Source organism: Candidatus Poriferisocius sp., assembly GCF_965204015.1.
In the GTDB taxonomy this organism is placed as follows: domain Bacteria; phylum Actinomycetota; class Acidimicrobiia; order Acidimicrobiales; family Bin134; genus Poriferisocius.
In genome coordinates this window covers 3356394-3369255 of the sequence record NZ_OZ241965.1, presented here as the reverse complement: position 1 = coordinate 3369255, position 12862 = coordinate 3356394, and the positions used below count along the sequence as shown (strand labels likewise).

Here is a 12862-nt window from a genome sequence, read left to right as displayed (position 1 = left end):
ATGCCAGGAGGCTTGGGGCCGGATGGCGTGCTGGTTCGCACCGACGCCGAGGCCCGGATCCTGATTGAAGAAGCCCGACGGACCAACCGGCCGCTGCCCGAACTGGGCCTGCTGGGAGGCGACCTGTGTCGAACTCTCGGCGGCCGAGGCGACCCCGATGCCATCCGCTCCCCGGAAGCATGGCGGTTCGCGGTGGACATCGGTGCCGTTTTGCTTGACGGCCGGCTGTTCTGGTTCAGCGCTCACTTGACGGCCCGACGCAGAGGGTGGGCCGGGGAGGCGCTGGTGGCCATGAACGCCGCATGGTGGGGAAGCTGGAATCTGGGTCCCAAGGCCCACCCCGGCGACGGGCTGCTGGACGTTTCCCACGGCCGGCTATCGGCCGGGGACCGGCTGCGAGCCCGGCGCCGGGTCGGCACCGGGGACCATCTGCCCCATCCCAACATCCGCTACCACCGCACTGGGGCCTTCCAGACAGTGCTCAAGCAGCCGCTGATGGTGGAATTGGACGGCCAGCCGGTTCAGCGTGCCGCCAATCTGTCGATACGAGTGGAGCCGGCCGCGCTCATTGTTGTGGTGTGATGAGGACGGTATAACCGCGACGATCCACGACAAGACAAGTAGCATTCGCCCCGTGACGCCCGATGCGGTCAAGCAGCAGATGGCCTCGGAGGTCGATGCCCGAGCACCCCGTCTGCTCAGCGTCTCCCACCAGATCCACGAAACCCCCGAACTCTGCTTTGAGGAGCACGCCGCCCACGATCTGCTCTGCACCGTCTTGGAGGACGAAGGACTTGACGTGCAGCGATCGGCATTTGACCTGGACACGGCGTTCGTAGCCACGGCGGGAAGCACCGGTCCCCATGTTGCGGTGATCTGCGAGTACGACGCCTTGCCCGAGATCGGACATGCCTGCGGCCACAACATCATCGCCGCGGCCGGACTGGGTGCCGGGTTGGCCGCAGCCGCTTTGGCCGACAAGTTGGGGGGACGCATCAGCATTATTGGCACCCCTGCGGAGGAAGGCGGCGGTGGCAAGCAGTACCTGCTGGAGAGAGGGGCCTTTGACGGCATCAGCGCTGCCATGATGGTGCACCCCGCCAACCACGAGCTCGTCCGCATGAACACCATCGCGGTGGAGCAACTCGAGGTGACGTACACCGGTCGGCCGTCCCACGCCTCGGCGTCACCTCATCTGGGGAGAAATGCCCTTGACGGTGCGGTGCTGGGGTATATGAACGTGGCCGCGCTTCGCCAGCACATACGGCCCGATGAACGCATCCACGGAGTCTTCACCCGGGCCGGGGACAAACCGAACATCGTTCCTCACGATGCCGCGGCCGAGTGGTATATCCGCTCTCCAAAGCTAGACAGCCTGGCCGCGTTGAAAGAGCGGGTGGTGGCCTGCCTCGAAGCCGGGGCGGCGGCAGCCGGAGTAGACATCGAGTGTCACCGCCAAGCACCGATCTTCGCCGATCTGATCGACAGCCAGGTGCTGATGGACTTTTATGCCCGCAATGCCTCCTCAATGGGGCGGATCGTCCGCGAGCCCAAGTCGTCGGCCGCCGTTGTGGGCAGCACCGACATGGGGAATGTGAGCTACGCAGTGCCGTCGATCCATCCGATGATCAAGGTCGCCCCGGAGCATGTGGCCATCCACACCCCGGAATTCGCCCACTACGCAGAATCGGAGAGCGGCGACCAGGCGGTGCTCGATGGAGCGAAGATCATGGCCATGACGGTGGCTGATTTGTGGTTGGATCCCGACGCCTTGAACCGGGCTGCCGATGAGCTGGCTCAAAGCCTGCAATGACCCAGTACGTCGCTGAAGACCCGCTACATCGCCGATGACTCAATACGTGGCCGAACAATTCACGAGTGAGGAGGCGGACATCCTCCGCCGGTATTTCACCAACCTCGACCAGCCGGTGTTCGCGCTGGTGAACCTGCCGGAGGTGGTCAAGGGCGCGCTGTTCGCCCGCTACAGCCGGTCGGCCAAGTCATTGCGGCGGCTGTTTTTGGACGAGTTCGTCGGCGAGTTGGACATCAGCGGCGACATGACCATCGATGCCACCGTCGGCCTCAGACGGGCCGAGGAGCTTTACGATCGGGTGTTCTTCGAGTACGGGGACGACTCGGTGGCCCAGCTGGGCGGCGTGCACTTGGCCTGCGAGCAGGCCTCCAACATCTTGACCAAGGTGCTGGAATGGGGCCGGTTGATGTCGTATTTGGAGCAGTCCACCCGATACATCGACTACCTGGCCCGGATCGGGGGGCGCTATCGCTACTACCGCGACCCCCAGGTGGGGGAGTCGCCCCTTTCGGGACGTTACGTGAGCGATATGGACCGGATGTTCGAGTCCTACGGCCAACTCCTGCCGGCCATGACCGATTTCTACCGCCAGCACACCCCCAAGGACTCCAATTCCTCTGACTTCGCCTACCGCCAAGCGGTTCGAGCCAAAGCACTGGACGCGGTTCGGGGGATGCTGCCGGCGGCGACCGTGTCAAACGTGGGCATCTACGGCACCGGCCAGTCGTACGAGCTGCTTCTGCTGCGGATGCGGGCTCATGATCTCCCCGAGGTCCAGGCGTATGCCGATCTGATGCTGGGCGAACTGCGCAAGGTGATCCCCTCATTCTTGAAGCGAGTGGACCTGGAAGATCGGGGTGTGGAGTGGACCCGCTATCTGGGCGACGTCCGAGAGTCGGTGGAGAGCGTGGCCGAACATTTGGTACCCCCGGATCTGCCTGCCGATGATGTCCCATCGGTTCGCCTGGTGGACTTCGACCCAGAAGCCGAGGTCAAGATGGTGGCCTCCATGCTGTATCCCTACACCCACCTGCCCGAGGAACAGCTCGAGCGGGAGGTGAGGGCCATGGGCGTCGAAGACCGGATGTCGGTGGTGCGGGCCTACGCGGGAACGAGGGCCAACCGCCGCCACAAGCCGGGGCGGGCCTTGGAACGGCCCTTCTATCGGTTCGACGTCTTGTCGGACTACGGCGCCTTTCGAGATCTCCAGCGCCATCGAATGCTCACCATGGAGTGGCAAAAGCTCACTCCTCAACACGGGTTCACCCGTCCTGAGGCGGTAGAAGCCGCGGGCTGCGCCCCAATGTTCGACAAGGTCATGGAGCGCTCAGAGGCTCTCTACCACCTCTTGGACCGAGACTTTCCCGAGCAGGCCCCCTACGCGGTGTGCTTCGCCTACAAGGTGCGCTTTGCGATGAGCTTGAACGCCCGATCGGCCATGCATCTCATCGAGCTGCGTACCACCCCCCAAGGCCACTCCGTGTATCGGAAGGTCGGACAAGAGATGTGGCGGCTCATCAAAGACGAGGCCGGTCACGCGGCAATCGCGGAGATGATGAAGTTCGTCGACCTCAGCGAGGAGCCCCCCTTGGGCCGCTTGGACGCTGAACGCCGAGCCGAACAGCGACGCCAAGTCAAAGAGCGGGCGTAAGCCCTCACAATATTGACCAGTAATGAATATTGATGGCTAATGAGCACACATCGCGGGGCAGGGGTGTCTATGATCCGCGCTGATCGCAATACCTGAGAACAGCAGGCCGTAGTCAGCATCGGGAAACTCCTGAGGTGTCTATGATCCGCGCTGATCGCAATACCTGAGAAAGGGACCAGGGGAGAATGACTGACCCTGACGAGCACGAGGACATCCCCGTAGAGGAATTCGGTGATGGTGACATCGAAGATGACCTCGACGGCGAATTCGATGGTGACCTCGACGACGACCTGGATGATGACCTCGACGGCGATCTGGACAAAGAGCTCGACGGTGACTTGGACGACGACCTCGAAGACGAGGAAGAAGAGGCCGACAATGGACCGACCCGCAGTTCGACGATGTCTGACGACGAGGACGGTGACGGGGAGGACATTGACCCCGACAACGTGGAGGCCGATCTCGACACCATCTTGAAGGATCGCCTGGCCGCGGGCGACGACGAGGACGAGGATGAGGACACCCCCGACCCAGTGCCGGAGGCCGCGGGCCAAGTCGCACCCAAGCGAGACAACGAGTGGATGTGCGAGGGCTGTTTTCTGATCGTCAGCTCCAGCCAGTTCGGTCCCCGCAACAACCCCCGGTGCCCGTCGGGGGAGGAACCCTGCCCATCGCTGGCCCGGTTATGAGCTCGACGGAGAACCCCGATTCGCACCGGGAGGCGTTGGACCGGATGCTCGATGCACTGGTGTTCGCGCCTTTGGGGCTCCTTCTGGAGTCGGACAAACCGAGCGCGGAGCTGGCCGCTCAAGGTCGTCGACAACTGGAAGCAGCTCGGCTGTTGGGTCGCATGGCCTTGGGCCACTCCTCTGCTCCGACCGACACCCGCGCCGATCCTCCCGATCCCCTGCCTGGCTGAACAGTGAGTGAGCGGCCAAAAGACGGCGCGGCCCGACCAGCCCGTACCGAAGAGATCGGTGCCATAGCCGGATTGGCTCGGGAAGCTCGTCGCGAAGCCCTGGAATACCGGGGCGGAGAACGATGGATGGCCACCGAGGCCGCACCAGAGCCGCTTGAAGACCATCTCGCAGGGCTGATTGCTGATCCTGAGACGGTATTGGTGGCAGGCATCTGGGACGACACGGTGGTGGGATACGGATGGGCCCAGCGGGTTGTCCGCCTGGACGGATCGCCGATTGCCCGGATCGAAGAGCTGTTCGTTACCCCGGAAGCCCGCTCGGTAGGAGTGGGGGAGTCGCTGTTCGACAGTCTGATGCAGTGGGCTCGCGACCAGGAGCTCGTGGCGATCGACGCCTTCGTGTTGCCGGGCCACCGCGAAGCCAAGAACTTCTTTGAGACGTTCAAAATGACCGCCCACGCCCTGATCGTCCATACCCGGCTCGACCAAGACCAGGAGTCATGAGCGGGCCGGAGTTATGTGTGGGGGCGGTGGTGGTAAACGGCGAATCCATTCTGCTCATCCGCCGAGGCACTCCGCCGGGGGAGGGCCTGTGGTCGGTGCCCGGTGGCCGCGTGCAGCGGGGAGAGAGTCTGGCCGATGCAGCCCACAGGGAGCTTCTTGAGGAAACCGGGCTGGAGGGGGAGGTGGGCGAGGCCGTGGGCTGGACCGAGCTCATCGGCCGCCGACGCCATTACGTGGTGGTGGACTTCTGGGTCACGGTGGCGCCCGATGCGGTGCCGACCGCGGGTACCGATGCAACCGACGCGGCATGGGTGGCCCTCGACGAGTTGGAGGAGTGGGACTTGGTCGACGGCCTGCTTCAGTTCTTAGCCGACCACCGGGTTATCTCCGGCTAGCGGCCTGAGCACCGGCGAGCGACGTTATCTCCGACTAGCGGCTTGGGCACCGGCACCGCGACGGCCGCGTCTGGGGGGCGGGGTGGGTTCCACGCCGAACAGGGCAGCGATATGGGGCACCCGCTCCGACAGCTTTGTGACTTCAGCCAATAATTCTTTGTCGGGGTTCTCCGGGATACCCTGGGGCTGAACCGTTCGGCGCACCGGCGAGAACGCCACCGCACCCAATACGGTGATCCAACGCTTGGACGGTGTGTCGCTGGCCAAAGCGGCGCTGGCCGCCTCAGTCAACCGGTTGACCATGTCTTGGGGAAGGGGCACTCCGGCTTTCGGGGGCCGTGAGCTGAGCCTCAGGGCCCGCACCATTCGTCCATCGGCCAGCGTGGCCGCCACCTCGGCCAGCCATTCGGCGTGCTCTCGGTCGACTCGCTCGGTGAGCTTGTTGCGCAGCTCTTCGGCCAACGCCTTGGCCTCATCGTCGGTTGCCCCGTCCTCAGCGGCGACCACGACCGACCGCAGATCGCGCAGGTCAATATCGTCGATTTCGGCCAGCGCGGCCTCAACCCGATCTCGCCACTCCGCGGATCGCATTTGAGGGAGCAGCTTGCGGGCTGAGGCCAGGAACTCATCGGCGGGCTCGGAATCGGACTTCTTTTCTTTCCCAGCTCGCCTAGGCGGTTTGGTTTTCGCCTCGGTTTCGGGGGCTTCCTCCGGCTTGGCCTCTGCCTCAGTCTCAGGAGCCTCCTCCGGCTTGGCCTCCGCCTCAGTCTCAGAAGCCACCTCCGGCTTGGCCTCCGCCTCAGTCTCAGAAGCCTCCTCCGGCTTGGCCTCCGCCTCAGTCTCAGAAGCCACCTCCGGCTTGGCCTCGGCCTCGGACTCAGACGCCTCCTCCGGCTTGGCCTCTGCCACTGCCTCAGACGCCTCCTTGGCCGCTTTCTTCTTGGCTTGGGCGGCGTCGCGGGCCTTCTTGCGCTGGTCCCGAAGGGCTTGTTCCACCGAGGCGATGCCGTCTCGCATCATCTTCTCGGCTACTGGCTTTTGCTCCTCGGGCAGGCTGTCGATCAACGCCTGGCGGTGGGTGCGTGCGGGGCGCAGGCGCTTGGCCTTGGGACGGTCATCGTCGTGGCGAGCTTCCCGGCGATCACGATCCCGGCGATCGCCCCGGCCGCGGCGGTCCTGACGTCCCCTTCGATCGCCGGAGTCTCGGTCTCGGTCCCGGTTCTTGCGATTGGCCACCAACTGGGTGGTCACCAGCGGCTGATCTCGGCCCGAGCCCAAGATCTCCAAAGTTTCCGGCAGGGGACGCTTGGCCTTGGGTTCGAAGGCCTCGATGATCTCGATGCCGTCCATGTGGAACTCGGCCTCGACGGTCAGCTCGTCGCCCACTTTGGCGGCAAAGGCGATCAGATCGCCCGCCATCTCGCCCTTCGGCTCACGTGCGCCCGCGGCCCGCCATGTCCAAGACCCATCGGGCCGCTGGCTGGTCAGCTCAATCTCAATCCTGCGGGACACCGGCGGTCACGCTACCGCATTGACGTTCATGGGCAGAACTGCTGGTGGGCTTTCCTCAGCACGGGCCCAGCGCAGTGGTTGCGGGAACTCCCAATCCGCCGAGGTCGATGGCCACGGCACCCGTCGCCGGGGTGAGACCGGTGAACACCCGCGGGCCCCAGGGGATGCGGGCTTCCACTCGAAGTACGGAGCCTCCCCCGGCTTGACCGACACATCCAGTCAGGATGGTGCCGTCGAGGCGGGTTGTGTTAACCGTGCCCGGGTCGCATCCCCGGCTTCCGCAACCGGCGACAAAGGCTTCTGCGGCCCGCTCGGCCCGGTCGGCGGCCAGGTTGCGACCAGTGATCAACTCGGCGTGATCGGCCAACGACCCGCTGGCCACGGCCACCGCCATTCCCAGCGACAAAAGCACAATGGCGGAGTACATCGGCCTAGTCGACCGGCTCGATGCCCACAGCCATGACCCGTTCGGTCTTGAATAACCGACCGAGCTCCACCGGGCAGCTCACCACAGCAGCCACCGACGGCGTCGCGCCGGGACTGCGGGAAAGGCGGGGCTGGGAGATCAGGCTGACCTCGAACGCGGCGTCGGTTTGGTTGCAGACCCCGGCGGTGGCGGCCAAGCCGGACTGCTCCACGGTGGCCGCCACCTCGTCCCACCGCGCTCGAGCCGACGGCTCCACGGTGGTGCCGCTGGCTGCGGCCAGGGTATCGGCGGCATAAACGGCGGCGGCCTCGGTGAAGGCCGATGTCCGGTACCGGGCCGTGCCCAGCGTCCCGGCGGCATCGAGCACCACGATGCCGAGCACCAACGCGGGCAGTATCAACAAGAACGCGATGGCGTCGCTCATCAGGTTTCCCTCAACACGAGCCGGGGACGCTGAGGGCAGCGGCGCTGGTGGCTGATCGACAAGCTGTGGCGGTGGTGTGCAGGGCCGATACCCGGGCATTCAACGGCGCGGCGGTAACCGAGGCGATGAGATTGCAAGCGTCGGCTCTCACCTCGACGGCCACCGGCTGCACCGCGAGATGCTGGGACTGGCTCAGCGCCGCTTGGGCCGCAGCCGCCTCGGCCTCCAACGGGGGGGCGGACTGGCACTGCCATCCCACGTCAGTCGCAGCCTGGGCAGCGGCAACCGCGGCTGACTGGGCGGCCGCGCCGACCGACAGCCGGGTGACGTGGCGCACGTACAGTCCGGTGACCACCGCCAGCAAGAACATCAGCAGCACCGCGCTACGCAGGACGACCAGAGATGTGGCCATGGCTGGTTAGGTGCATGATCCTGGAGGTCCACTTGGACTTGAAGGGGCCCAAGTTCCGCTCACTGCCTCACACAGCGTCTTGCTGGTGATCCGGTCCAAGTCGACGTTGTCCCCCTCTTTGGGAGCGTTATCGCTGAGTTGGGCGTAGACGATGATGGCCACGATGGCGGCGGCGGCAATGGCCACCACGATCAAGATCATCTGGACGATGGCTGATTGCATGGGTGATTTCTCCTTTGGTACAGGGCAATTGGCGCGCCTCAGAGCACGAAGATCACGGCGGCCATGACGGTGAGACCAGCAACGGCGGCCACCAGGGTGACCGTGGTACCGATGGCCCGGCTGAGCTGGTCGATGGCCAGGCGTCGCTCGGACTCCAGGGTCCGAACCGATCGGGACAGGGACTTGTCCAATAGGTCAGACGACGCCGCCCCGGCCCGCTCGGCGGCCACCACCGAGGCCAGCAGGGGCTCGGCGGGGGAGCCGGCGATGGCTGCGGTGACCGCAGGCAGCGGATCCCGTCCGGCCTCCAGAGCAGCCCCGATGGTCCCTTGGGCCAGGGTGAAAGCCCGACCCGATACCGCCAAGGCCGCGTTGACTGCGGCTGCGTTGATGGGCTGTCCCGCCGAGGTCAACAGCCGCAGCTTGCGCATCCACTCGAGCACCTTCTGATCCCGTTCACGGCGGTAGGCCGCCGCGGCCAGCGACCGAATGGCCGCGGGCACCAGGCGCGGCAGCCACGTTCCGGCCAAAACGGCCAGAGTCAAACCTCCAGCCCAGCCAAACGTCGATAGCCCGACGAGCCCGCCGACCACAGCACCGGCCGCCGACAGCGTCCAGCTCGCCATCGAGATGTGGCTGGGCGACCAGCCGATAGCGGCGGCCTGAATTGCGGCCGGGCTGGTGGTGCTAGGCGGGGTCAGCAGCAATACCGTCGCCGCGGCCACTCCCGAGACACCGGCGATAAAGATCATCGGCCCGCCCGCCAGGCTGGGGCCAGTACCCGGGCGCAGATCGCGGCGGTCAGCAGCGCCAAGAGCAGCAGAAACTGTTGCCCAACCGATGAGGTAAGCCAGCGACCCACGTCTTTGGCCGCGAAGCCGCTGATGGCCAGCATGCCGACCGCCATCACCACGGTGACCGCGATTTGCGGCATGAGGGCAGCCACATAGCGATGGAAGTGGCGAGCGGTCTCGGCCGCCTCCATGGCCTCGTCGGCCAAGACGCCGGCCAAACCCACCCACTGCGAACCGCCCCGAAATGCCTCAGCCAGCACAGAGGCCAGCATCTCGGCAATGGGTCGTCGGATGGTGGTGGAGAAGCGGTTGGCCGCTTCGACCAGGCCGCCGGTCTCGCACTCGGCCGCCATGAGCAGGGCAGCCGCACCGACCCGGCCGGGAATCAGCGGCGCGGCTTGGCGGACGGCTTCCACCACGGTGGGCGCCACCAACGCCTGGTTGGCCAGACCGTTGGTCAGCTGGGCCAGCTCGTCGGCTTCCCGCAAACTGCGGCGCGACCTGATCTGCACCGCGATGGCCCAGATGCCCACGCCGGTCAGCACCATGACGGCCACGCCGGTCATTGCCCCCACCAGAACCAGCCCGGCGATGAATCCGAAAATGACCAGGGCCGCGGCCAGCAACACCCCGGCTCGCAGCGAGCGCCGTTGGGCCAGCATGAGACTCCCCATGAGGAGGGCCGAGGGGGTTCCAGCCGACGTTGGCCACCAAACCAACACCATCACGGCGAACCCGGCGGCCAAAGCGGCCGCGGCTTGCCCAGTCACTGACTTCTCACCGAAGAAGCCGCCACCGACAGAGAAGTCGCCGCCGGCCTCCTGTCGGTTCCTGGTGTCGGGCTATCGGCCGGTCGCAGGTTTATCCCCACTGACTGGTACAGACGCTCGATGTGGCCGTGGGGCCGGCCCACTGGGGCCGACCACCGCTGGCCGGGGCCAAGGGCCCACAGGCACCGGGTGTCGATGACATCTTGGCGATCGTCGTAGCTGACGATCTGGGTGACATCGGATATGACCCGCTCACCAAGCTCGTTGCGGCCCATCCACACCAGCAGGTGGACGGCGATGGCGATCTGCTGGCGGGCGAACCGAGGATCGGCCCCCTCGCCGCACGCGTACGACACCAACTTGGCCAGCACCCCTGCACCTGGCTGGCTGTGCAGCGTGACCAGGCAGCCGTTAAGCCCGCTGCTCATGGCGTCGAGCAGCGCGAGGGTGCCCTCGCCCCTCGTCTCGCCGATCACCAGCTTGGACGAGTTGGCCCGCTTGGCGTCACGGATGTGGTCGCTCATGGTGACCCTTCCCACACCGTCGTTGTTGGCATCCCGAGTGAGGCGCTCAAAGCTGTTGGGGTGGATTCCGTACTGGGCCAAGCGGAGCTCCGGAGTGTCCTCAATGGTGTCGATCCTCTCCGAGCCGTCGACGGTGGCCAGCAGGGCCTGGCACAGCGTGGTCTTGCCGCCCCCCATGGCCGCGGCCACCACGACGTTGGCCCGGATTGGTCCCGACACCGCCCCCGCCAAGATCTTCTGAAGCGATGGTGGGGCCACATTGAGGTCTTCCAACGTGGCCTTGCCGGCCATATTCGACCGCAGCACCATGGTGGGGGGGTGGCACATGAACGCTTCGGCGTGCAGCCGCCACCGGTCGCCGAGGCGGATGTCCAGCCGGCTGTCGAGCATGTCGAAGCGCTGCGGCTGCCCTCCGGAGAAGCTGGCCAGGTGCCGGGCCGTTTCGATCAGCTCGTCATTGGACGCAAACGGGGAGTTCCGGCGTTCGCGCTGTCCCTCGGCCCGGTGGACGAACATGCACTCGCCGCCCCGGATTTGGAACTCCTCGACTCCGGTTTCTTCCAGCAGATCGGACAGCCGGGTCTGGGCGGCTTGGGAAGCCGACCACAGGTGGGTCTCGCGGTCGAGCGGATCGAGCCGGCGGGGGGCGACGGCGGTCCATGCCATCCGACGCCCGAGCCGGTGCAGCCGACGGAGGTGGCTCCGGGCCGGCTCGGTGGGCACCCAGAGCGTGAAGACCCGCTGGCGGCGGAACCGATCGGTGTCGGGCTGATCGTCGGACACCACCACCGACACAATCGGCGTGGAACGGCGAGCCCCTGAATCGAGCCGTAGTTGGGAGCGGACGTCGGTGCTGTCGGCGGCCGTGATCCACAACACCGCAGCGGCTGAGGCCACCGCCGATTCCAGGCGGAGTTCCGGTTCGTCGTCTCGCATGAAGAGCACGGTGGGATGGCCGGCAGCCGAAGCCTGATCAACCTCGGTTGGGGAGGTGGCCAAAACCACACCAGGAGCGGTGCTGGCCATGCCCTCCAGCACCCCGTCCACCACCTGCTCCACGGCCTCACCGTCGAGCGATCGGTCTCTTATGGTCAACAACATCAGCTGGTCGCCTCATCAGCGCGAACAGCGTCGGGGGTGGTCTTGGCTTGGCACTGCGGCCAGCCTCCGGGAGGCGACTCCCATATCCACCACTGCCCATCGGCCAGCACCGCGGCCAGTTCGGGGGTGGCCTCGATGGTCACGCGGGTGGCGGCGCCTTCATCTCCCACCGCCAACAAGGTGGCCAGGGCGGCGGCGCATCCACCGGAGGAGGGGGAGAACACGGCCCGGTCTCCGGCCGCCGGACCGGTACCGGCCCACATCTCCGTGCTCACCATGAACCGCATCAGCGCGGTCGTGCGGTTGTCGTCTCCGTTTTGTCGGGGACGCAGCATCTTGGGCGAGACCAGCGTGCCCTCGGGCACATCGACTGCGGCCACTGCGTCGGTCAGATCTGAGGGCCGGATAAGCAGCGCGGCTATGTCGGCTGGCATATTCACCGTGGCGTGATCGCCTGGTGGGTGGCCCTCGGCCCACCGCTGGGCCGCCACCACAACCGAAACTTCCGCGGCGTCATCGCCGTCTCGAGACAGGGCCGCGATCGCCACCACGGTGACCACCAAGACGACCGCCGCAGCCAGCAGGCGCCAGCGGAGGGCAACCGGCCATGACGTGGGCGACCACTGCTCGCGGCTAGGACGGTTCACCATATGGTGATCCTTTGGCCGAGATACTCGGTTGATTCGCGGAACCAGGACAGATCATCGGCCAAGACCAGAGTGTGGCGATGGCCCTGCTCAGAGATGTACTGAACTTGCAGGCTCCACACCCAGAAGCCCCGACGGGGGATCGACCACCGGCAGTGACCGTGGTTCGCTGTCCAGGCGGGAGACAGCGACAACACCCCGTCTTCCGGCACGGTCCACGGGGGTAATTCACCTGGCGAGCACCAAACGATGGAAGGGTCGTTGCGGGAGAAAGCGTCTCGGAACCATTGCTTGCGCAGCGCACTCAGCTGATCCCACAGTGCGGCTGCCTTCATGGCCATGTCCTTCGCGGCCACGCTGCCCGGCGACTTCAGCTTGGCTAGATCAGCGGGCTCGTAGGGAAGCAACTCTCGAAGCGATACCCCGACGCCGGTGGCCGTCCACAGGCATCCGTTCACCGGGGCATCCAGCACGTCGAGCGTTGACCCCGGTTGCAGGGCCGTCCAATGGCGCACCGCGTGGCCCGCTTTCGAGGCCGCGGTCAGAAACAGCTTTCCACCCGGTACCTCCGGATGGTGGTATCCGGTGAATCCTCCGGCGTAGGGAACCATCGACTCCCACCGCACCCGCCCCAGCAGCGACATCCGGGTCTGGTCGGTCCACGCCGACGAGCAGATCTTCTCCGGAGGCGGGGGAGGCGGAGGTGGGGGTGGGGGTGGGGGTGGGGGTGGGGGAGGCGGAACCACA

Annotated in this window: 17 protein-coding genes; 7 read left to right on the top strand and 10 right to left on the bottom strand. The window is 66.0% G+C overall.

Annotated elements, in window-relative coordinates; translation table 11 throughout:
- The 7 genes from ACOGJC_RS15205 (at position 1) to ACOGJC_RS15175 (ending at position 5282) form a co-directional block, all read left to right on the top strand.
- A complete protein-coding gene (locus tag ACOGJC_RS15205) occupies positions 1-582 on the top strand; it encodes a hypothetical protein (RefSeq protein ID WP_419845840.1) in 582 nt (193 codons plus the stop codon).
- Positions 583-634: 52 nt separating this feature from the next.
- Positions 635-1813 (top strand): M20 family metallopeptidase, encoded by a 1179-nt coding sequence (locus ACOGJC_RS15200; RefSeq protein ID WP_419845839.1) that lies wholly within the window; start codon positions 635-637, stop codon positions 1811-1813.
- Positions 1814-1847: 34 nt separating this feature from the next.
- On the top strand, positions 1848-3464 hold the full coding sequence (locus ACOGJC_RS15195; protein WP_419845838.1) for an FAD-dependent thymidylate synthase: 1617 nt from the start codon (positions 1848-1850) through the stop codon (positions 3462-3464).
- 185 nt (positions 3465-3649) lie between these two features.
- Complete coding sequence (locus tag ACOGJC_RS15190; protein ID WP_419845837.1) at positions 3650-4153, top strand: hypothetical protein; 504 nt, start codon at positions 3650-3652, stop codon at positions 4151-4153.
- The gene (locus ACOGJC_RS15185; RefSeq protein ID WP_419845836.1) at positions 4150-4383 is read left to right on the top strand and encodes a hypothetical protein; all 234 of its coding nucleotides are present in this window, start codon (positions 4150-4152) and stop codon (positions 4381-4383) included. Before ACOGJC_RS15190 ends, ACOGJC_RS15185 begins: the two co-directional genes overlap by 4 nt.
- A 3-nt stretch (positions 4384-4386) precedes the next feature.
- Positions 4387-4887, top strand: a complete 501-nt coding sequence (locus ACOGJC_RS15180) for an N-acetyltransferase family protein (protein ID WP_419845835.1) — start codon at positions 4387-4389, stop codon at positions 4885-4887.
- Positions 4884-5282 carry an NUDIX hydrolase gene (locus tag ACOGJC_RS15175; RefSeq protein ID WP_419845834.1) on the top strand — a complete coding sequence of 133 codons (399 nt, stop codon included), beginning with the start codon at positions 4884-4886 and terminating at the stop codon, positions 5280-5282. The genes ACOGJC_RS15180 and ACOGJC_RS15175 overlap by 4 nt, the downstream gene beginning before the upstream one ends.
- A 24-nt stretch (positions 5283-5306) precedes the next feature.
- Here the strand turns inward: ACOGJC_RS15175 and ACOGJC_RS15170 are convergent, their stop codons facing one another.
- The 10 genes from ACOGJC_RS15170 to ACOGJC_RS15125 are packed head-to-tail and all read right to left on the bottom strand — an operon-like array spanning position 5307 to position 12861.
- Positions 5307-6794, bottom strand: coding sequence for a hypothetical protein (locus tag ACOGJC_RS15170; protein ID WP_419845833.1), 1488 nt, complete (start codon positions 6792-6794; stop codon positions 5307-5309).
- Positions 6795-6849: 55 nt separating this feature from the next.
- A complete protein-coding gene (locus ACOGJC_RS15165; protein ID WP_419845832.1) occupies positions 6850-7221 on the bottom strand; it encodes a hypothetical protein in 372 nt (123 codons plus the stop codon).
- Positions 7222-7225: 4 nt separating this feature from the next.
- Complete coding sequence (locus ACOGJC_RS15160; protein WP_419845831.1) at positions 7226-7645, bottom strand: hypothetical protein; 420 nt, start codon at positions 7643-7645, stop codon at positions 7226-7228.
- Positions 7646-7655: 10 nt separating this feature from the next.
- Entirely contained in the window at positions 7656-8057 is a 402-nt protein-coding gene (locus ACOGJC_RS15155) for a hypothetical protein (RefSeq protein ID WP_419845830.1), read from the bottom strand.
- A gap of 6 nt (positions 8058-8063) precedes the next feature.
- Positions 8064-8279 carry a hypothetical protein gene (locus tag ACOGJC_RS15150; protein ID WP_419845829.1) on the bottom strand — a complete coding sequence of 72 codons (216 nt, stop codon included), beginning with the start codon at positions 8277-8279 and terminating at the stop codon, positions 8064-8066.
- Positions 8280-8317: 38 nt separating this feature from the next.
- Positions 8318-9031 (bottom strand): hypothetical protein, encoded by a 714-nt coding sequence (locus tag ACOGJC_RS15145; RefSeq protein WP_419845828.1) that lies wholly within the window; start codon positions 9029-9031, stop codon positions 8318-8320.
- Positions 9028-9843 (bottom strand): hypothetical protein, encoded by an 816-nt coding sequence (locus ACOGJC_RS15140; RefSeq protein ID WP_419845827.1) that lies wholly within the window; start codon positions 9841-9843, stop codon positions 9028-9030. Before ACOGJC_RS15140 ends, ACOGJC_RS15145 begins: the two co-directional genes overlap by 4 nt.
- The gene (locus ACOGJC_RS15135; protein WP_419845826.1) at positions 9840-11468 is read right to left on the bottom strand and encodes an ATPase, T2SS/T4P/T4SS family; all 1629 of its coding nucleotides are present in this window, start codon (positions 11466-11468) and stop codon (positions 9840-9842) included. Before ACOGJC_RS15135 ends, ACOGJC_RS15140 begins: the two co-directional genes overlap by 4 nt.
- Entirely contained in the window at positions 11468-12118 is a 651-nt protein-coding gene (locus ACOGJC_RS15130; RefSeq protein WP_419845825.1) for a hypothetical protein, read from the bottom strand. The genes ACOGJC_RS15135 and ACOGJC_RS15130 overlap by 1 nt, the downstream gene beginning before the upstream one ends.
- Positions 12112-12861, bottom strand: a complete 750-nt coding sequence (locus tag ACOGJC_RS15125; RefSeq protein ID WP_419845824.1) for a hypothetical protein — start codon at positions 12859-12861, stop codon at positions 12112-12114. Before ACOGJC_RS15125 ends, ACOGJC_RS15130 begins: the two co-directional genes overlap by 7 nt.
- Position 12862: the final 1 nt, after the last annotated feature.

What these genes read in the sequence shown, in the direction of transcription:
- ACOGJC_RS15205 (WP_419845840.1), top strand. Translation starts at nt 1, where the DNA reads ATGCCAGGAGGCTTGGGGCCGGATGGCGTGCTGGTTCGCACCGACGCC.
- ACOGJC_RS15195 (WP_419845838.1), top strand. Translation starts at nt 1,848, where the DNA reads ATGACTCAATACGTGGCCGAACAATTCACGAGTGAGGAGGCGGACATC.
- ACOGJC_RS15190 (WP_419845837.1), top strand. Translation starts at nt 3,650, where the DNA reads ATGACTGACCCTGACGAGCACGAGGACATCCCCGTAGAGGAATTCGGT.
- ACOGJC_RS15185 (WP_419845836.1), top strand. Translation starts at nt 4,150, where the DNA reads ATGAGCTCGACGGAGAACCCCGATTCGCACCGGGAGGCGTTGGACCGG.
- ACOGJC_RS15175 (WP_419845834.1), top strand. Translation starts at nt 4,884, where the DNA reads ATGAGCGGGCCGGAGTTATGTGTGGGGGCGGTGGTGGTAAACGGCGAA.
- ACOGJC_RS15165 (WP_419845832.1), bottom strand. Translation starts at nt 7,221, where the DNA reads ATGTACTCCGCCATTGTGCTTTTGTCGCTGGGAATGGCGGTGGCCGTG.
- ACOGJC_RS15160 (WP_419845831.1), bottom strand. Translation starts at nt 7,645, where the DNA reads ATGAGCGACGCCATCGCGTTCTTGTTGATACTGCCCGCGTTGGTGCTC.
- ACOGJC_RS15155 (WP_419845830.1), bottom strand. Translation starts at nt 8,057, where the DNA reads ATGGCCACATCTCTGGTCGTCCTGCGTAGCGCGGTGCTGCTGATGTTC.
- ACOGJC_RS15150 (WP_419845829.1), bottom strand. Translation starts at nt 8,279, where the DNA reads ATGCAATCAGCCATCGTCCAGATGATCTTGATCGTGGTGGCCATTGCC.
- ACOGJC_RS15145 (WP_419845828.1), bottom strand. Translation starts at nt 9,031, where the DNA reads ATGATCTTTATCGCCGGTGTCTCGGGAGTGGCCGCGGCGACGGTATTG.
- ACOGJC_RS15135 (WP_419845826.1), bottom strand. Translation starts at nt 11,468, where the DNA reads ATGTTGTTGACCATAAGAGACCGATCGCTCGACGGTGAGGCCGTGGAG.
- ACOGJC_RS15130 (WP_419845825.1), bottom strand. Translation starts at nt 12,118, where the DNA reads ATGGTGAACCGTCCTAGCCGCGAGCAGTGGTCGCCCACGTCATGGCCG.